Annotated in this window: 16 protein-coding genes; 8 read left to right on the top strand and 8 right to left on the bottom strand. The window is 67.6% G+C overall.

Going from position 1 to position 17,620, the window contains the following annotated elements; translation table 11 throughout:
- Nucleotides 1–6: 6 nt before the first annotated feature.
- The 5 genes from K3M35_RS04560 to K3M35_RS04540 are packed head-to-tail and all read right to left on the bottom strand — an operon-like array spanning nucleotide 7 to nucleotide 5,398.
- Nucleotides 7–1,086, bottom strand: coding sequence for an ABC transporter ATP-binding protein (locus tag K3M35_RS04560; RefSeq protein ID WP_016693896.1), 1,080 nt, complete (start codon nucleotides 1,084–1,086; stop codon nucleotides 7–9).
- A gap of 33 nt (nucleotides 1,087–1,119) precedes the next feature.
- The gene (locus tag K3M35_RS04555; RefSeq protein WP_006550641.1) at nucleotides 1,120–2,010 is read right to left on the bottom strand and encodes a carbohydrate ABC transporter permease; all 891 of its coding nucleotides are present in this window, start codon (nucleotides 2,008–2,010) and stop codon (nucleotides 1,120–1,122) included.
- Nucleotides 2,007–2,972 carry a carbohydrate ABC transporter permease gene (locus K3M35_RS04550; protein ID WP_006550640.1) on the bottom strand — a complete coding sequence of 322 codons (966 nt, stop codon included), beginning with the start codon at nucleotides 2,970–2,972 and terminating at the stop codon, nucleotides 2,007–2,009. The genes K3M35_RS04555 and K3M35_RS04550 overlap by 4 nt, the downstream gene beginning before the upstream one ends.
- Nucleotides 2,969–4,279: a sugar ABC transporter substrate-binding protein gene (locus K3M35_RS04545; RefSeq protein ID WP_220666044.1), complete on the bottom strand. Its 1,311-nt coding sequence runs from the start codon at nucleotides 4,277–4,279 to the stop codon at nucleotides 2,969–2,971. Before K3M35_RS04545 ends, K3M35_RS04550 begins: the two co-directional genes overlap by 4 nt.
- 51 nt (nucleotides 4,280–4,330) lie before the next feature.
- Complete coding sequence (locus K3M35_RS04540; RefSeq protein ID WP_071934551.1) at nucleotides 4,331–5,398, bottom strand: sugar-binding transcriptional regulator; 1,068 nt, start codon at nucleotides 5,396–5,398, stop codon at nucleotides 4,331–4,333.
- 128 nt (nucleotides 5,399–5,526) lie between these two features.
- Between K3M35_RS04540 and K3M35_RS04535 the strand changes: the two genes are divergently transcribed.
- From K3M35_RS04535 to K3M35_RS04520, 4 genes are read left to right on the top strand one after another with little or no spacing between them, the layout of a single operon-like run.
- The gene (locus tag K3M35_RS04535; protein WP_220666146.1) at nucleotides 5,527–6,546 is read left to right on the top strand and encodes an NAD(P)-dependent alcohol dehydrogenase; all 1,020 of its coding nucleotides are present in this window, start codon (nucleotides 5,527–5,529) and stop codon (nucleotides 6,544–6,546) included.
- A 6-nt stretch (nucleotides 6,547–6,552) separates the two neighbouring features.
- Nucleotides 6,553–8,025 carry a mannitol dehydrogenase family protein gene (locus K3M35_RS04530; RefSeq protein WP_006550636.1) on the top strand — a complete coding sequence of 491 codons (1,473 nt, stop codon included), beginning with the start codon at nucleotides 6,553–6,555 and terminating at the stop codon, nucleotides 8,023–8,025.
- Complete coding sequence (locus K3M35_RS04525; RefSeq protein ID WP_064060665.1) at nucleotides 8,022–8,954, top strand: carbohydrate kinase; 933 nt, start codon at nucleotides 8,022–8,024, stop codon at nucleotides 8,952–8,954. Before K3M35_RS04530 ends, K3M35_RS04525 begins: the two co-directional genes overlap by 4 nt.
- Nucleotides 8,951–10,378 carry a xylulokinase gene (locus tag K3M35_RS04520; RefSeq protein ID WP_064060664.1) on the top strand — a complete coding sequence of 476 codons (1,428 nt, stop codon included), beginning with the start codon at nucleotides 8,951–8,953 and terminating at the stop codon, nucleotides 10,376–10,378. The genes K3M35_RS04525 and K3M35_RS04520 overlap by 4 nt, the downstream gene beginning before the upstream one ends.
- Nucleotides 10,379–10,400: 22 nt before the next feature.
- Here K3M35_RS04520 and K3M35_RS04515 read toward each other — a convergent pair whose 3' ends face one another.
- Nucleotides 10,401–11,279, bottom strand: a complete 879-nt coding sequence (locus tag K3M35_RS04515; RefSeq protein ID WP_094980817.1) for a LysR family transcriptional regulator — start codon at nucleotides 11,277–11,279, stop codon at nucleotides 10,401–10,403.
- A gap of 76 nt (nucleotides 11,280–11,355) precedes the next feature.
- Between K3M35_RS04515 and K3M35_RS04510 the strand changes: the two genes are divergently transcribed.
- The 4 genes from K3M35_RS04510 to K3M35_RS04495 all read left to right on the top strand — a co-directional run bounded on the left by K3M35_RS04510 (nucleotide 11,356) and on the right by K3M35_RS04495 (nucleotide 16,218).
- Nucleotides 11,356–12,579: an MFS transporter gene (locus K3M35_RS04510; RefSeq protein ID WP_232512380.1), complete on the top strand. Its 1,224-nt coding sequence runs from the start codon at nucleotides 11,356–11,358 to the stop codon at nucleotides 12,577–12,579.
- A 78-nt stretch (nucleotides 12,580–12,657) separates the two neighbouring features.
- The gene (locus tag K3M35_RS04505; protein ID WP_064060661.1) at nucleotides 12,658–14,013 is read left to right on the top strand and encodes a TrkH family potassium uptake protein; all 1,356 of its coding nucleotides are present in this window, start codon (nucleotides 12,658–12,660) and stop codon (nucleotides 14,011–14,013) included.
- Nucleotides 14,006–14,671 (top strand): TrkA family potassium uptake protein, encoded by a 666-nt coding sequence (locus K3M35_RS04500; protein WP_138842128.1) that lies wholly within the window; start codon nucleotides 14,006–14,008, stop codon nucleotides 14,669–14,671. The genes K3M35_RS04505 and K3M35_RS04500 overlap by 8 nt, the downstream gene beginning before the upstream one ends.
- Nucleotides 14,672–14,733: 62 nt before the next feature.
- Nucleotides 14,734–16,218: an NAD(P)/FAD-dependent oxidoreductase gene (locus tag K3M35_RS04495; protein WP_220666043.1), complete on the top strand. Its 1,485-nt coding sequence runs from the start codon at nucleotides 14,734–14,736 to the stop codon at nucleotides 16,216–16,218.
- A gap of 22 nt (nucleotides 16,219–16,240) precedes the next feature.
- Here K3M35_RS04495 and K3M35_RS04490 read toward each other — a convergent pair whose 3' ends face one another.
- Entirely contained in the window at nucleotides 16,241–16,909 is a 669-nt protein-coding gene (locus K3M35_RS04490) for a pentapeptide repeat-containing protein (protein WP_220666042.1), read from the bottom strand.
- A 112-nt stretch (nucleotides 16,910–17,021) separates the two neighbouring features.
- Nucleotides 17,022–17,573 carry a CGNR zinc finger domain-containing protein gene (locus tag K3M35_RS04485; protein WP_006550632.1) on the bottom strand — a complete coding sequence of 184 codons (552 nt, stop codon included), beginning with the start codon at nucleotides 17,571–17,573 and terminating at the stop codon, nucleotides 17,022–17,024.
- Nucleotides 17,574–17,620: the final 47 nt, after the last annotated feature.

The following is a 17,620-nucleotide window of genomic DNA, read 5'->3' as shown; positions in this document are numbered from 1 at the left end:
GCCGGGTCAGTCGCCCACTCGCTCTCCGGTGTCGACGTGGAACAGGTGCACCGTACCTTCGCGCTTGCGCAGGTGCACGGTGTCGGCGAGGCGTGCGGGGGTGCGGACGAGGGCCCGCGCGACCACCTGATTGCCGGTGCCGGGCACCCGCGTGTACAGGTACGACTCGCTGCCGAGTTCCTCGACGAGTTCGACGACGGCTTCGACGCCCTCGTCGGCGATCTCGAAGTCCTCCGGCCGGATCCCGGCGGTGACCTCCTCGATGCCTGCGGAGTGCAGTCGCGCGATGCGGTCGCGTTCGACGGGGATGACGGTGCTGCCCACGACGACTCCGTCGTCGACGACCTTCGCGCGGAGCAGGTTCATCGACGGTGAGCCGATGAAACCGGCGACGAACGCGTTGGCGGGACGGTCGTAGAGTTCGGTGGGGCTGGAGAACTGCTGCAGCACCCCGTTCTTCAGGACGGCGACGCGATCGCCCATCGTCATCGCCTCGACCTGGTCGTGGGTGACGTAGACGGTGGTGGTGCCGAGACGGCGTTGCAGCGCCGCGATCTCGGTGCGAGTCTGCACGCGCAGCTTCGCATCGAGGTTCGACAACGGCTCGTCCATGCAGAACACCTGTGGCTCGCGCACGATCGCGCGTCCCATCGCGACGCGCTGGCGCTGACCACCGGACAGCTTGGCGGGCTTGCGGTCGAGGAACTGGGTCAGGTCCAGGATCTTCGCCGCTTCCTCGACCTTGCGGCGACGCTCGTCCGCGCTCACACCGCGCATCTTCAGAGCGAAGCCCATGTTCTCGGCGACCGTCTTGTTCGGGTACAGCGCGTAGTTCTGGAAGACCATCGCGATGTCGCGGTCCTTCGACGGCACACCGGTCATGTCCTTGCCGCCGATGGAGATCGACCCCTCGTCGATGTCCTCGAGCCCGGCGAGCATGCGCAGCGCGGTGCTCTTGCCGGATCCGGACGGTCCGACGAGGACCACGAACTCACCGTCCTCGATGTCGAGGTTCAGCGAATCGACCGCAAAGGTGTCGGAGTTCTCGTAGATGCACGAGGCGTTGCGGTAGGTGATGTCGGCCATGATGGAAGTCCTTGCTGGTAAAAGGAATCGGGTCTACTTGATGGCGCCGAACGACAGGCCGCGCACGAGCTTGTTCTGGGCGAGCCAGCCCGCGAGCACGACGGGCAGCGCCGCCATCGTCGCGGCGGCGGACAGCCGGGCCCAGTACAGGCCCTCACCGGTGATGAAGCCGACGAGGAAGACGGGAATTGTCTGCGCCTGAACAGCGGTCAGGTTGACGGCGAAGAAGAACTCGTTCCACGAGAAGATCACGCAGATCAGGGCGGTCGCAGCGATGCCGGGGGAGACGAGCGGCAGGATCAGCTCGCGCACCGCCGTCCACAGGCTCGCGCCGTCCATGCTCGCCGCCTCGAGCAGCTCGCCCGGGACCTCGAGGAAGAACGACCGCATCATCCACACCGCGATGGGCAGGTTCATCGCCGTGTACAGGATGATCAGGGCCCAGATGTTGTCGAGCAGGCCGACGTTCGCGACGATCACGTACAGCGGGATGATCGCCGCGACGATGGGCAGCATCTTCGTGCTGATGAAGAAGAACAGCACGTCCTTCGTCTTCTTCACCGGCCGCAGCGACAGCGCGAAGGCCGCCGGCACGCCGAGCAGCAGGACCAGCACCGTCGAGACGATCGTGGCGAAGGCCGAGTTGAGCAGGGCCGTGCCCACTCCGGTCTCGAACACCGCCCGGAACTGGTCGAGGGTGGGGGTGAAGAAGAACTTCGGTGGATCGGAGTAGGCGTCGGCCTCCTGCTTGAAGGCGGTGAGCACCATCCAGAAGACCGGGAAGAAGAATCCGATGGCGGCGATCCACGCGACCACACCCCAGGGATTGAACTTGCGGTTCTTGCGCTTCCGGGCCGTGCGCATGACACGGCCGGTGGGTGCCGTGGTGTCCGAAGCCTGCGGCTGCGTGGCCGTGGTGCTCATGCCGCTTCCTCCTTGCCGGTGAACGATGTGAAGATCAGGCGCAGCGCGAAGGTGGCGATGACGATCGTGCCGATGACGACCACGACACCCATTGCCGCGGCCTGGCCGATGTCGAAGCCGAGGAACGCGCGCTGGTAGATGTAGAACGGCAGGTTGGAGCTGGCCGTGCCGGGTCCGCCCTGGGTCATCATGTAGATCGCGTCGAACGTGTTCACCAGGTAGATCGCGCCGAGAACGGTGCCGAGTTCGATGAACCGGCGCAGATGCGGCAGCGTCAGTTCGCGGAACAGTGCGAAGGCTCCGGCGCCGTCGACGCGGCCGGCCTCGAGGATGTCGCGGGGCATCGACTGCAGGCCGGCGAGGATGAGCAGCATCATGAACGGCGTCCACTGCCACACCAGCGCGACCATCACGGCCGGGAGCGGGAACCGGCTGATCCAGTCCACCTCTCCCAATCCGAAGGGGGAGAGAACGAAGTTGACGATGCCGAAAACGGGATCGAACATCGACGTCTTCCAGATCAGTGCACTGGCGACCGGGGTGACGAGGAACGGCGTGATGAGCAGGGTCCGTGCGATACCGCGGCCGAGGAACGCCCGGTCGAGCAGGAGCGCAAGAAGCAGTCCGAGTATCACGGAGATCAGGACCGTGCCGACGATGAGGATCACCGTGTTCAGGGTGACCTGCCAGAACTGGCTGTCCTGGAAGACGTCGACGTAGTTCTGGAGTCCGACGAACCGGCGGGAGCCGGGGCTGACGAGGTTCCAGGACTGGGTCGAGTAGTACAGCGTGAACAGGAACGGGATCTGTGTGACAACGATCGTGAAGATCAGGGCCGGGAGCAGGGGGCCGCGCCGGCGCCATCCCTCGGCGCGGGAGATCTGCTCCTCCTTCGCTTCCCGTACGGCGCGGATGCGCTCGTCGGCGTCCGGTGCGGGACGCTGCGCTGCAGGTGCGGTCATGACGTCTTCTCCCGGTAGGTCGCGCCGACGGCCTCGGCGTACTTCTGTGCCTGGTCGAGGGCGTCCTCGACGCTCTGCCGTCCGGCGATGGCGGCGCTGATCTGCTGGCTGACCCGGGTGCCGAGATCTTGGAACTCGGGGATGGCCACGAACTGGACGCCCGTGTACGGGACGGGGTCGACCGTGGGGTTCTGCTGGTCGGCTCCCTCGATGGATTCGAGGGTGATCGGGCCGTAGGCCGCGGCGGCCTCGGCGTATTCGGGGATCTCGTAGGTCGACAGTCGGCTGCCCGGCGGCACCCGCTCCCAGCCGAGTTGCTCGCCGACGGTGCGCAGGTACTGCTGGTCGGTCATCCACGAGATGAACTTCCAGGCGTCCTCGGTGTGTTCGCTGCTCGCGGGGATGCCGAGCGACCAGGTGTAGAGCCAGCCCGAGCGGTCCTTCTCCTGGACGGGCGCGGCCGCGTAGCCGATCTTCCCGACGACGTTGCTCGACGCGGGATCCTCGAGGGTCGAGACGGCGGAGGTGGAGTCGTACCACATGGCGACCCGGCCCTGCGCGAGTTGCGTGGCGCACTCGCTGAATCCGCTCGTCGCGGCACCGGGCTGACCGTACTCGCGGACGAGGTCGACATAGAACTGCACCGCTTCGCGTACCTCGGGACTGTTCAGCTGTGCGTTCCAGTTCTCGTCGAACCACCGTCCGCCGAAGGTGTTGATGACGGTGTCGAGCGGTGCGAGCAGCTCACCCCAGCCGGGCTTGCCGCGCAGGCAGATACCGTTGATGTCGGGGCTGTCGAGCTGCGCTGCGGCCTCGGCGACCTCGGTCCAGGTCGGCGGGTCGGACAGCGTGATGCCGGCCTGTTCGAACAGGTCCTTGCGATACATGAGGAACGACGATTCGCCGTAGAAGGGCACCGAGTACAGATCGCCCTCGTACGAGAGTGCTTCGCGCAGCGAGGGAATGATGTCGTCGGCGTCGTAGCCGTCGGTCTGCTCGATGTACGGTGACAGATTCGTGAGCCAGCCGTACTCCGCCCACTGGGGAGTCTCGTAGTTGCTGATCATCACGACGTCGAACTCGCCACCGCCCATCGCCGTGGACGCGGTGATCTTGGCGCGGGCCTGGTTCTCGGAGAGGGTGACGAACTTCAGGTCGATCTCCGGGTTCTCGGCCTCGAACTGCGACGCGAGTTGCTGTGCGTCCTGCATCTGGGAGTTCGACACCATCGCGATGGTGACGGTGCGGCCGGACGTACCGATTGATCCTGCACCGGCACAACCGGTCAGTGCGACGCTCAGGGCCACGGCTCCTGCCGCGGCCGCGCGGATGGATCTTCTTGCTGTAGGCACGATGGTCTACCTCATTTCGGTGGTGCCTCGTCCTTCGGGGTGCCGTTCTCGAGGGCGTTGGTCGGGATGGTCGAGCAGGTACTGGGCGCACGCGATGTCGCAGACGAGCATGTTCGCGAGACCGCCTCGGAGAGCACCGAGTACAGCGCGGTGCTTGGACTGTCCGCCGGTGACGAGAATCGTGGCGGGGCAGTCGCGGACGTCGTCGAGAGGTACCGACATGGTGCGGCTTTCGAGTTCGCCGTGCACGGCGGTGCCGTCGGCACGGAAGAACCGGCCGCCGATCTCACCGACCGCACCGAGGCCGTCGAGTTCGTGGAGCATCGTGGTGTCGAGGAAGCTGCCCTCGAACAGGGTGGTCGAGGTCGACACGGCGCCCACACCGAAGATCATCGCCTCCGCGCGGCGCCCGACCTCGAGCGTGCGGGAGATCAACGAGTCGGCGCGCATCGACGCGACCGTGGACGGATCGGCGTACAGCGGTGTGGGAAGCCGGAGCGGTTGCGCCCGAAGCTGTTCTGCGCAGCGGCCGAGGACGAACTCGGTGCCGGTCTGGTAGGCGCTCGTGGAGAGGGAGCCGTCGAGTTGGACGATCGTGGCGCAACTGGCGACACCCGACGGGATGGCCTGTGCCACGGCGACGGTCTCCGGACCCCACGTGAATCCGAGGGTGTCGGAGGGGCGGAGACGGCGGGTGAGCAGGCCGGCGGCGGCGCGCCCGAGGGCGGTGAAGCTTGCGGAGTCCTCGATCGGACCCGCGTCGTCGACCCGGCGCCCGACCACCACGGCCTCGACGAGTCCGTAGCGCTCCTCGAGTGCCCGTTCGGTCTCGGCGTGCAGGTCGTCGCGCCAGGCGGGTGGCACGGTGACCTCGATGCGCACCAGGCCCTGGGCGCGAGCGCGCGCGACGAGCCGGCCGGCGGTGGGACGGGAGACGCCGAGACGCTGCGCCACCTCGGCCTGTGTGAGTCCGTCGAGGTAGTAGAGCGTCGCGGCCCGCACGGCGAGACGGAGATCATCGGTGGATACCGGGCTCTCCGTGTCGGGGATGTTGGTGGGGCCGGGGGCGGTCACGAGCTCTCCTTGGTGTGAGCAGTATTCGGACGCTGCGTGAGCATCTGCTCAGGGGTGCGTGCATCTGCTCAGTACGTTAGCATCACAGTGTGACCCACACAACAGTTCGCCCGCCGCTCCCGGACACGATGCGTGCCGCCGTACTTCTCGAACCCGGCCGCATCGAGATGCAGGAAAGGCCACTACCTGCACCGGAGCCCGGCGACGTCCTCGTCCGGGTGACCACCGTAGGGGTGTGCGGTTCGGACGCGCACTACTACCGCGAAGGACGTATCGGCGAGTTCGTCGTGACCGATCCGATCGTGCTCGGCCACGAGGCGTCCGGGGTCGTGGTCGCGGTCGGGGACGGTGTTCCGCAGAGCCGGATCGGCGAGCGGGTCTCGATCGAACCGCAACGCCCCGACCCGCTCACCGAGGAGACGCGCCGCGGCGACTACAACCTGTGCCCGCACATGCGCTTCTACGCCACACCGCCCGTCGACGGCGCGCTGTGCGAGTACGTCACCATCGGGGCGGCCTTCGCGCATCCCGTTCCGGACACCGTGTCCGACGATGCCGCCGCCCTGTGCGAGCCGCTGTCGGTCGGTATCGCGGCCGTCCGGAAGGCCCGTGTCACCGCCGGCTCGCGAGTCCTCGTCACCGGTGCCGGGCCCGTCGGCATCGTCGTCGCACAGGTCGCGCGCGCCTTCGGTGCGGTCGAGGTCGTCGTCACCGACCTCGACGAGCGACGACGCGAGACCGCACTGTCGTTCGGGGCGAGCGCTGCGCTCGATCCCCGCGTCGACGACCCGTCGGCCCTGCGTGTGGACGCCTACGTCGACGCGTCCGGCGCCCCCGCCGCCGTCGATTCGGGCATCCGCGCGGTCCGTCCCGGCGGCACCGTCGTCCTCGTCGGATCCGGCGCCGAGACGATGACCCTGCCAGTGCAGTGGGTCCAGAACCGCGAACTGATCCTGACCGGCGTGTTCCGCTACGCGAACACGTGGCCGACCGCGCTCGCGCTCCTCGGGGCGGGACGGGTCGATCTCGACTCGATGGTCACCGCCCGGTTCCCCCTCGACAAGACCGCCGACGCACTCGAATCCGATCGGACACCCGGAAACATCAAGGCCGTCGTGGACGTGACCGATCCGGCGGGAAAGGACTGAAGATCCATGCACGTGAACGAGCAGACGCTTCCCGAGTTGGGTGTGCCCGTCCCGACCTACCGTCGGGACGACGTCTCCGTCGGCATCGTGCACTTCGGTGTGGGCGGATTCCACCGCGCGCACCAGGCGATGTACGTAGACCGGCTCCTCGAACAGGGGAAGGCGAAGGAATGGGGTATCTGCGGCGTCGGGGTGCTCCCCGGTGATCGCCGTATGCAGGAGGCGCTCGCCGTCCAGGACCACCTGTACACGCTGGTGCTCACCCACCCCGACGGCACCTGGGAGCCGCGGGTGATCGGCTCCATCGTCGACTATCGTTACGCCCCAGACGATCCCGAGGCGGTCATCGAGCTCCTCGCGGCCCCGACCACCCGGATCATCTCGCTGACCGTCACCGAGGGCGGTTACAACATCCGTCACGACACCGGTGAGTTCGACGTCGACGATCCGGCCGTGCAACACGATCTGCGGTCCGGCGAACCCCCGGCCACCGTCTTCGGTCTCGTCACCGAGGCTCTCGCCCGGCGCCGGGAGCGGGGGCTGCGCGCTCCGACGGTGATGTCGTGCGACAACATCGAGGGCAACGGAACCGTCGCGCGTCGCGTCTTCACCGAATACGCGCGCCTTCTGAATCCCGATCTCGCAGAATGGATCACCGAGCACGTCCGTTTCCCCAACTCGATGGTCGACCGGATCACCCCGGTGACCACCGACGAGGTGGTCTCGGCGCTCTCCGAACGCTTCGACGTGCAGGACCGCTGGCCGGTCGCCGCCGAACCCTTCACCTCCTGGGTGCTCGAGGAGGACTTCGCCGACGGGCGACCGCCCTTCGAGGATGCGGGAGTCCAGATCGTCGACGACGTCGCTCCCTACGAGCTGATGAAGTTGCGTCTGCTCAACGCCGGTCACCAGGGACTCTGCTATTTCGCGTATCTCATGGGATACCGCCTCGTCCACGAGGCCGCGCAGGATCCGCTCCTCGCCGGATTCGTCCGTGCGTACATGGACACCGAAGCGACACCGACCCTGAAACCGGTGCCGGGCATCGATCTCGACGAGTACAAGACCACCCTGATCGAGAGGTTCGCGAACCCCGAGATCCGGGACACGATCGCACGCCTGTGCGCCGAGTCGTCCGATCGCATTCCGAAGTGGCTGGTGCCCGTGATCCGGGAGAACCTTGCCGCCAATGGGCACGTGCGGTTGTCCGCGGCGATCGTCGCTTCGTGGGCGCGCTACGCCGAAGGTATCGACGAACAGGGACAACCGATCGAGGTGGTCGACCGGCTCGCCGACACGCTCGTCCCGATCGCGCGAGGACAACTCACGCATCCCACCGCCTTCATCGAGAACGCCGAGGTCTTCGGTGATCTCGCGCAGAACCACCGTTTCGTCGACGCCTACACCTGGGCGCTCAACGCCCTGCACAGCGACGGCGCACGCGCCACCCTGAAGGAACTTCCGGGGGAGCCGGAATGAACGGCCACGCCCTCGTCGTCGGAGAAGCCCTCGTCGACATCGTCCACCGCGGCGGCGCCGAACCCGTCGAGCACGTGGGCGGGAGTCCGCTCAACGTCGCGCTCGGTCTGGGCCGGCTCGGCCGGCCCGTGCAGTTCACGACACGCGTCGGCACCGACGCCCGCGGACGGCGGATCGTCGATCACCTCGCGGCCTCCGGGGTGTCGCTGACGCCGGGGAGCGCAGCAGCCGAGCGCACGGCGACCGCGCAGGCGGAGATCGACGAGAAGGGTTCCGCGACGTACGAATTCGACATCGTCTGGGATCCTGTCGAGCCGCCGCCGTCGGTGGACGCCGTGCTCGTGCACACCGGGTCCATCGCGACGGTGCTCGAACCCGGCTGCGATCTCGTCGCCGAACTCGTTGCGCAGCAGGCGGGAACATCCACGGTGAGCTTCGATCCGAACGTCCGACCGGCGCTGATCGACGACCCGGCGCGCGGACGGGAACGGATCGAACGTCTGGTCTCACTCGCCGACGTGGTCAAGGCCAGCGACGAGGACCTGACGTGGTTCGCGCCCGATCGTAATCCCCTCGACACCGCGCGGGATTGGCTCTCGCGAGGGCCGGCGATCGTTGCGGTGACCCGTGGAGAACAAGGTGCGGTGGCGCTGTGCGCGGCCGGGACCGTCGAGGTACCCGCCGTGCGGGTCGAGGTGGTCGACACGGTCGGCGCCGGCGACGCCTTCACCACCGGTCTGCTCGACGGATTGTGGACCTGCGGTCTCCTCGGGGCCGACCGTCGGGAACGACTGCGTGGCATCGGGATCGACGATGTGCGCGATGTGTTCGACATCGCCGCGTGGACGTCCGGTCTGACGGTGGCCCGCGCCGGTGCCGACCTGCCCACGCTGGCCGACCGCACCGCGGCCCGGGAGGCGGCGCGATGACGCTCGTCGCCGGGATCGATTCGTCCACCCAGTCCTGCAAGGTCGTCGTGTGCGACGCCGACACCGGGGCCGTCGTGCGCGAGGGTCGCGCTCCCCATCCGTCCGGCACCGCGGTCGACCCGCTGGAGTGGCGTGCTGCCTTCGAGCGGGCGTGTTCGGAAGCGGGCGGACTCGACGACGTCTCGGCGATCTCGGTGGGAGCGCAGCAGCACGGCATGGTGTGCCTCGACGAGCGCGGCGACGTGGTCCGCGACGCGTTGTTGTGGAACGACACGAGATCCGCAGCGGCAGCGACCGATCTCGTCGACGAGGCCGGTGGCGCGGGCGCGTGGGCCGAGGCCGTGGGGGTGGTCCCGCTTGCCGCGATCACCGTCGCGAAGGCACGCTGGCTCGCCGACCACGAACCCGGCAATGCCGACCGCACGGCGGCGTTGTGCCTGCCGCACGACTGGCTGACGTGGACGATGCGCACCGACCGTGACCTCGACCGGCTCGCCACCGATCGCAGTGACGCGAGCGGCACCGGCTACTTCGACGCATCCACCGACACCTACCGACACGATCTGCTCGAACAGGCCCTGCGCCGGCCGAGCCCATTCCTCCCGCGGGTCGCCGGGCCGGCCGAGAGTGTCGGGGAGACGGTCGCCGGTGCCCTGCTCGGTCCGGGGGCCGGCGACAATGCGGCGAGCGCGCTGGCTCTCGACGTCCGCGAAGGCGATGTGGTCGTCTCGATCGGCACGTCGGGCGTGGTGTGCGCCGTGTCCACGACACCGGCACGCGACGCAGACGGTTACGTCGCGGGATTCGCCGACGCGACCGGCCGGCATCTGCCACTGGTGTGCACGCTCAACGGGGCCCGGGTACTGGACGCCACCGCGACGATGCTCGGGGTCGACCACACCGAGCTCACGCGGCTCGCATTCTCGGCGCCGGCGGGCAGCGACGGACTCGTGCTGGTCCCGTATCTGGAAGGGGAGCGTACCCCGAACCGTCCCGGCGCGACGGGCGCCCTGCACGGGCTGCGGCTCGGAACGGCGACGCCCGCGCATGTCGCCCGCGCGGCGTTCGAGGGCCTGCTGTGTTCGCTGGCCGACGGCATCGACCACATCCGGGCGCAGGGCACGGAGGTCCGGCGGGTGCTGCTCGTCGGCGGTGGGGCGCGCTCGCAGGCGGTGTGCGAGATGGCGCCGGCGGTGCTGGGCATGCCTGTCGACGTTCCCGAACCGGGGGAGTATGTGGCGCGGGGCGCCGCCAGGCAGGCGGCGTGGGTGCTGCGCGGAGGCGACGAGCCCCCGGCGTGGGAATCCGGCGCGACACGCCGCTACGAGGCCGACCCGACCCCGCACGTGCGGGAGCGCTACGCGGAGGTGCGGGACCTGACGGACGGTTCGGACATCGCCCTGGAATCACGCTCGGTGGGATGAGAACACTCGCTCGGCACCGGGGTCATGCGATCGGATCGGTGAGCAGGTCGAGGAAGAGTCTCGCGGCCCTACTGGGGGACGCGTTGGTGCGTCCGACGAGTGCGAGAGTGCGGCACCGGTTTTCGGTGTTCATGCGAATCCGCCGAAGCCCGCTGCGCTGCGCGATCGGTTCGGGCACGACCGCCACTCCGAGGCCGTAGCGGACCAGTTCGAGGAGCCGGTCCATGTCGCCGACCCGGAACGTGATGTGCCGGTGCACTCCCGCAGCCGCGAACAACGACTCGATCGTGGTCTGCAGACCGGTGCCCGCGTGGAAATCGACGAACGAACAGGACTGCAGGTCGTGCATCTCGATGTCCGTCACCGCAGCGAGCGGATGATCCGGGGCCGCGACGACGGTCAGTTCCTCACGGTAGGTCCGGAGGGCGGTCAGCCCCGACCTGAGCGGGCGTGCATCGAGTGCGACGAATGCCAGGTCCAGCTCCGCTGTGGTCACGGCATCGAAGAGTTCGTCCGTGGTCGCTTCTCTCAGCGTCACTCCGATTCCCGGAAACCTGCCGTGCAGGCGCGCCAGCAGTGCGGGGAGGTCCACTGCGGTGAACGTCTGCACCGTCCCCAGCGTCAGTGTGCCCAGTTCTCCGGTCCGCAACCGGTCGACGGCGGCCACCGCGTCCTGTGCTTCCCCGAGCATTCTCTGCGCATAGGGATAGAGCACCTTGCCGGCATCGGTCGGGACCACCGAGCGGGTGGTGCGTTCGAACAACGGTGTTCCCAGCTCGTTCTCCAGCGCGCGGACGGAGGCGCTGAGGGCCGACTGGGACAGGTGCACGGATTCGGCGGCACGGGTGAAGTGACCGTGCTCGACGACCGCCAGGAAATGGCGGAGCTGACGAAACTCCATTGATCGATTCTACTTCTGGGATCGATCAATTTATCCCGTTGGACAGATCGGTGGACGGCGTTCGACGATCGGATCCATGTCACGCACCGATATCTCGACGCCTCGCATGGATCGCCGACTCGTCGCGGTGATGGCCTTTGCCTCGGGGTTGGTGGTGGCCAACAGCTATTACGCGCAACCGCTGGTCGGCGCCATCGCCGAGACCTTCGACGCCTCCACTGCCGAGGTCGGGCTCGTGGTCACGGCCGGACAGATCGGGTACGCGCTCGGCCTGGCGTTCCTCGTTCCCGTCGGGGACATGGTCGAACGACGGACACTCCTGCGCTGGATGCTCCTCGTCACCGCTGCCGGTTTGCTGGTCATGGCGTGGTCGCCGGACTGGCGGATCCTGGCGGCGTGCGCCGTCCTGGTCGGTACGGGATCGGTCGTGGGCCAGGTGCTGGTGCCTTTCGCGGCGAGTCTCGCCCGCGACGACGAGCGTGGACGTGTCATCGGCAACGTCATGACCGGTCTGTTGCTGGGCATCCTGCTGTCCCGCGTGGTGGCAGGACTGATCGCCGAGGTGGCAGGCTGGCGGGCGGTGTTCGTATGCGCAGCGGTGCTGATGCTGCTCACCGTGCTGTTGATCCGCATCCTGCCGGAGTCGGTCCCCACCACCGATGCCGGGTACCGTGCGGTGCTGGCCTCGGTACTCCGACTGATGTCCGCCGAAGCCGTTCTGCGGCAACGGATCGCGTACGGCGCACTGACGTACGCGTCGTTCGGGGTGTTCTGGACGAGCGTGGGATTCCTCCTCGCCGGACCGGGATACGAGTGGTCCGATGCGCGCATCGGGATGTTCACCCTCTTCGGGGTCGCGGGTGCGTTGGCCGCCCGTGTGGCGGGTGCTCTCGCCGACCGGGGATATGCGCGTCGCCAGACCGGATTCTTCGTCGCCGTCACCGCGGCGAGTTTCGTGCTGCTCGCCGTCGGGGAGCGTCACGTCGTCGCGCTGGCGATCGGGGTCGCACTGCTCGATCTGGGGATCCAGGGAACACACATCAGCAACCAGAGTCTGATCTACCCGCTTCGGTCCGACGCTCGAAGTCGCCTCAACACCGCCTACATGACCTGCTACTTCCTCGCAGGATCGCTCGGGAGTGTGCTGTCCACCCTCGCGTACTTCGGTGGAGGCTGGAAAGCGGTGTGCGTGCTGGGGGCAGTCTTCCCCACCTGTGGTCTCGGGCTCTGGATTCGCGAGATGCAGGGCGTGAGGCGTGCGCGGACATGCGTTCCCGTCGAGCAGGCCGGGAACGCCTGACACCGCAGTGATCCCCCCGAGATTCCGGACGTGCGGCCGGCGGGTCTAGTGTTCGGCGATGTGAGTAGACGCACCGAAGTGGTGTCCGCGCCGATCCGGCGCCTCGCGAACCGGTTGACGCACAGCCCGGCCAGGGTGGTGGCGCTGGGCTTCGCCGCAGCGATCGCGGTGGGCACGGTGCTGCTGCTGACCCCGGCCGCGACGCAGTCGGGTACCGGAGCAGGCGTGATGGCGGCGCTGTTCACCGCGACCTCCGCGACGTGCCTGACCGGCCTGATCGTCGTGGACACGCCCACCCACTGGTCCGGATTCGGGCAGGGTGTGATCGTCGGGCTGATCCAAGTGGGTGGACTCGGCATCATGACGATGGCCTCGTTGATCGGTTTGGTGCTGGCCGACCGGATCGGCCTGAAGGCCCGGCTCAACGCTGCTGCGGAGGTTCGTACGTCCGGACTCGGCGACGTCCGCAGTGTCGTCGTCGGTGTGGTGCGTACCAGCGTGCTCATCGAAACTGTCGTGGCGTCGGCCCTGGCGCTCCGTTTCGCCGTGGGCTACGACGAAACCCCGGCCCGAGCGGTGTGGCTGGGGGTCTTCCACGCGATCTCGGCGTTCAACAACGCGGGGTTTGCTCTCTACAGCGACAACATCGTCGGGTTCGCCGCCGATCCGTGGATCTGTGTGCCGTTGATGATCGCGGTGATCCTCGGTGGCATCGGGTTTCCGGTCCTGTTCGAACTCGGCAGGCACCTGAGAGGACACCGGAAGCGCTGGTCGCTGCATACCCGGTTGACGGTGGTGGTGACCGCGGTGCTTCTGGTGGTGGGCCCGCTGCTGGTCCTGGCGCTCGAATGGAATCACACTCTGCAGGGGCACGACTGGGGCGCGAAGCTTCTCACGGCCACCTTCCAGGGCGTCATGCCGCGCACCGCGGGGTTCAACAGCGTCGACTACGCCCAGGTGGACAACGCGACATTGCTGGTGACCGATGTACTGATGTTCATCGGAGGCGGGAGCGGCGGCACCGCCGGCGGTATCAAGGTCACGACGTTCGCCCTGCTGTTGTTCGTCATCGCCGCCGAGGTCCGGGGCGAGAAGTCCGTGACGGTGTTCGATCGGCGCATCGATCCGCGTCTCCAACGCCAGGCCCTGGCGGTGGCGTTGATCGGTGTGGCGCTGGTGATGGTGCCGACACTCGTGCTTCTCGCCGGTACCGCATTCGACCTCGACGTACTGCTGTTCGAGGTCACCTCGGCGTTCGCGACCGTGGGGCTGTCCACCGGCATCACCGCTCAGTTGCCGTCCTGGGGACAACTGATCCTGGTGGCGCTGATGTATCTGGGCCGGATCGGACCCATCACGCTCGTCAGTGCATTGGCGGCCCGAGACCGTGGTCGCCGCTACGAACTACCCACAGAAAGGCCCTTCATTGGCTAGGAAACCGGCCGCCGATGTCGTCGTCGTCCTGGGGCTCGGACGATTCGGCAAATCGCTTGCGCTCGAACTGATGGCTCAGGGCACCGAGGTGCTCGGTATCGATGCGAGCGAAGCGGTGATCGAGAAGGTGTCGGGCCGGCTCACACACGCCGCCGTCGCCGACACCACCGACGAGGAATCACTTCGGCAGTTGTCGGTGCACGAATACGGCCGGGCGGTCGTGGGGATCGGGTCCGACCTCGAGGCGAGCCTCCTCACGGCCTCGGCGTTGATCAACATGGCGGTACCGAACGTGTGGGCCAAGGCGATCAGCAACGCGCACGCCCGGATCCTCACCCAGATCGGTGTGCATCACGTCGTGCGACCCGAGCACGACATGGGCAAACGCGTTGCGCACCTGGTGCGTGGGCGGATGATGGACTACATCGAGTTCGACGACGGCTTCGCCATGGTCAAGACGGTCGCACCGGCATTCGCCGTAGGAAAGCCTTTGTCGCAGACGACGATCCGAAGCCGCTACGGCGTGACGGTGGTGGCGATCAAGCGACCGGGGGAGGGATTCACCTACGCCACGGCCGACACCGTGATCTCTCCCGGCGACACGATCATCGTCTCCGGGCAGGCGCGCGACACCGAACGGTTCGCCGAACTGGCGTGAGGTCGGATCGGGCGACGGGAAAGGGTGTCGGCCGTCACGCCCCCACGTGTCATACTTTTGGTATGACGCCGGGTAACGCCTACGTTCACCACGATGTGGTCGTCATCGGTGCCGGTATCTCCGGTCTCGGTGCCGCGGTCCACCTGCGCCGACACGGTATCGACTTCGTCGTCCTCGAGAAGGCCGACGCGATCGCCGGAACCTGGCGGGACAACACCTACCCCGGCTGTGCATGCGATGTGCCGTCGGCGCTCTATTCCTACTCCTTCGCGCCCAACCGCGAGTGGTCCCGCTTGTTCGCCGGACAGGCCGAGATCCGGCGGTACATCGAAGGCGTGGCCGAGACGAACGGAGTGCTCCCGCACATCCGGTTCGGCACCGAGATGCAGCGCGCCCGGTGGGACGACCGCGCCCATCGGTGGACGGTGCACACGTCCGCCGGAGTGATCACGGCCGATGCGCTCGTCGCGGCCGCGGGCCCGTGGAACGAACCGCTCATCCCGCACATTCCCGGGCTCGACACCTTTCCCGGTGAGGTGTTCCACTCCTCCCGATGGAACCATCGGTACGACCTGCGCGGAAAACGCGTCGCGGTGGTCGGGACCGGCGCGTCCGCGGTGCAGTTCGTTCCCGAGATCCAGCCGGACGTTGCCGAACTGCACCTGTATCAGCGCACCGCCCAATGGGTGCTGCCGAAACCCGACTATCCCCTCCGGCGTCTCGAACGTGCCGTCCTGCGCCGAGTGCCGGGTGCCCACGAAATGTTGCGACGATCCGAGTACGCGATCATGGAAATGCTGGGACTCGGCTTCCGGAACCCGGTGTTCATGAAGGCGCTGCAGCAGGTCGGCCGGGCATGGTTGCGTCTGCAGGTGCACGACCGGCGACTACGCGACCTCCTCACACCGGAGTACACGCCGGGTTGCAAACGCATGCTGTTCTCCAACACCTACTACCGATCCCTGACCCGGTCGAACGTCGAAGTACATCCCACCGCCGTGGCGTCGGTGCGGGGAAATGTGGTGACCGGCGGCGACGGTGTCGAACGCGAGGTGGACGCCGTCATCTTCGGTACGGGTTTCCGCATCCTGGACATGCCGATCGCCGGGCGGATCGTCGACGGGCAGGGTCGTAGCCTCGACGATCACTGGAGTGGCAGCCCCCAGGCGTATCTCGGAACGACGGTCGCCGGTTTCCCCAATGCCTTCGTGCTGCTCGGCCCCTCGTTGGGCACCGGACACACGTCCGCCTTCACGATCCTGGAAGCGCAACTGGGATACGTCATGCAGGCGCTGATCCGAGCGCGGCAGGAGGGATGGACCCGGATGGAGCCGCGACGGGCCGTGCAGGATGCCTTCAACCGGACGGTGCAGGACGCACTCGACGGGACGGTGTACAACGCCGGCGGTTGTCGTAGTTACTTCTTCGATGTCAACGGCCGCAACAGTTTCAACTGGCCGTGGTCCACGGACCGGATGCTGCGGGAGCTGTCGACGTTCGACGAGGCGGCGTTCGATGTCTCCTCGGTCCCACCCGTACGAATGTGATCGGTCGGGCGGGGAATCGTCCTCAGGAGGGGTCTTCGATGCGCAGACCGAGATGAGCGGCGAAGTGTCCTGCCAGTTCGACGGCCTGATGGGCGCTGATCGTCGCACCCTTCATACCGCCCATGTTGCGGATCGTGTCGATCCGCAGGCCGCGCAGATCCACCTGGTCGAGGGTTGCGCGGTCGACGTCGAGGACGCCGACGGAACAGTCCTCGAAGGCGACGCGGGTGAACGTGCCGCCTCCCAGATCCAGTTCGTCGAGGATGCAGCCGCGGAAGAGCACGTTGCGTCCCGTGGCGGCCCGCAGATTGACCAGGCCGAGTTTCGAATCCGCGATCGTGACGCTGCGCAGATCCGCGTCGAAGAGGTCCAGCGCACCGATCCGGCTGTCCCGGATGTGCACGCGGTGCAGGCCGCTGCGCGGTGCGAACAGATTCGGTGCCTGCATGCGCTCGACCAGAGTGTCGCGCAGGCGTGCGCTCGTGAGGTCGCTGTCGGCGACGATCGGTGCGACGAGCGAACATTCGGACAGGATGATCCCGGCCAGATCACGACCCGTCAGGTCGGTGTCGGTGTAGCGGCTGTTCTCGAAGATTCCGTGCGCGAGCAACTCGTCGCCGTCCGCGTCGGTGAGGACGCCGAGGTCTGGGGCGTCGATCCTCGGCGGGCGGGTGGTGGAACGAGCAGCCATGGTTCTCGGGGCCTCCGGATCGGTGGGGTGTCTGCGGTCCAGCTTCCCAACCCGTCGGGTTCGCGGGAACGTGGGGGACAGGCCCGTTCCCGATTGCGATGTGCTACTCGGGCTATGCGGGTCGACGCTGCTGGGCCGCTCGCGCTCGGTGCCGGCGCACTGCAGCGCGGTTCGCGCAGCGCACGGAGCAGTACTGCTGGCGGCCGTTGCGGGTGATGTCGACGACCACGGCCGAGCACGGGTTGGTCGGGATGTCCGCTGCGGCGCACCGGTGGAGGCGGTGCATTCCACGAGTGGTGAGGTGCAGTGCCGTGCCGACGCTGATCACCGCGCGCAGTACGTCGGGGAGCGGTTGGACCTCGTCGCGGTAGTGCAGGTGCCACCCCTCGCCGTCGTGATCGGTCAGCCGGGGATAAGCCGCTGCGGCGGCCATCTGCTCGTTGAGCAGGCGCGCACGTTCCCTGGGGTCGGACGCGTCGACGACGGCGAGCCAGTCGTCTATGACCTCACGGGTGCGCTGATGGTCGTCGGGCGCGGTCGGGAAGTCCATGGTCATGCCCACCTCGCGCGTACGGGCCATGATGCCGGCCCGATCGTCGGGCCAGTCGCCGGCCAGCGACGCCGCGAGGAGGACCGCATACTCGCCGTAAGGGTTGAGATGCATAAGGGCATTACATCATGGTGGTGGGCATGACCGCCATCGAAGCTCGG

The organism is Rhodococcus sp. DMU2021 (assembly GCF_019641445.1).
GTDB lineage: Bacteria > Actinomycetota > Actinomycetes > Mycobacteriales > Mycobacteriaceae > Rhodococcus > Rhodococcus pyridinivorans.
Note: the sequence above shows the minus strand (reverse complement) of the source record. Positions and strands in the feature narration are given on the sequence as shown.

Excerpts from the sequence above, each read along its gene's own strand:
- K3M35_RS04495 (WP_220666043.1), top strand. The coding sequence starts at position 14,734 with ATGACGCCGGGTAACGCCTACGTTCACCACGATGTGGTCGTCATCGGT.
- K3M35_RS04490 (WP_220666042.1), bottom strand. The coding sequence starts at position 16,909 with ATGGCTGCTCGTTCCACCACCCGCCCGCCGAGGATCGACGCCCCAGAC.
- K3M35_RS04510 (WP_232512380.1), top strand. The coding sequence starts at position 11,356 with ATGTCACGCACCGATATCTCGACGCCTCGCATGGATCGCCGACTCGTC.
- K3M35_RS04530 (WP_006550636.1), top strand. The coding sequence starts at position 6,553 with ATGCACGTGAACGAGCAGACGCTTCCCGAGTTGGGTGTGCCCGTCCCG.
- K3M35_RS04560 (WP_016693896.1), bottom strand. The coding sequence starts at position 1,086 with ATGGCCGACATCACCTACCGCAACGCCTCGTGCATCTACGAGAACTCC.
- K3M35_RS04520 (WP_064060664.1), top strand. The coding sequence starts at position 8,951 with ATGACGCTCGTCGCCGGGATCGATTCGTCCACCCAGTCCTGCAAGGTC.
- K3M35_RS04555 (WP_006550641.1), bottom strand. The coding sequence starts at position 2,010 with ATGAGCACCACGGCCACGCAGCCGCAGGCTTCGGACACCACGGCACCC.
- K3M35_RS04535 (WP_220666146.1), top strand. The coding sequence starts at position 5,527 with ATGCGTGCCGCCGTACTTCTCGAACCCGGCCGCATCGAGATGCAGGAA.
- K3M35_RS04525 (WP_064060665.1), top strand. The coding sequence starts at position 8,022 with ATGAACGGCCACGCCCTCGTCGTCGGAGAAGCCCTCGTCGACATCGTC.
- K3M35_RS04515 (WP_094980817.1), bottom strand. The coding sequence starts at position 11,279 with ATGGAGTTTCGTCAGCTCCGCCATTTCCTGGCGGTCGTCGAGCACGGT.
- K3M35_RS04485 (WP_006550632.1), bottom strand. The coding sequence starts at position 17,573 with ATGCATCTCAACCCTTACGGCGAGTATGCGGTCCTCCTCGCGGCGTCG.
- K3M35_RS04550 (WP_006550640.1), bottom strand. The coding sequence starts at position 2,972 with ATGACCGCACCTGCAGCGCAGCGTCCCGCACCGGACGCCGACGAGCGC.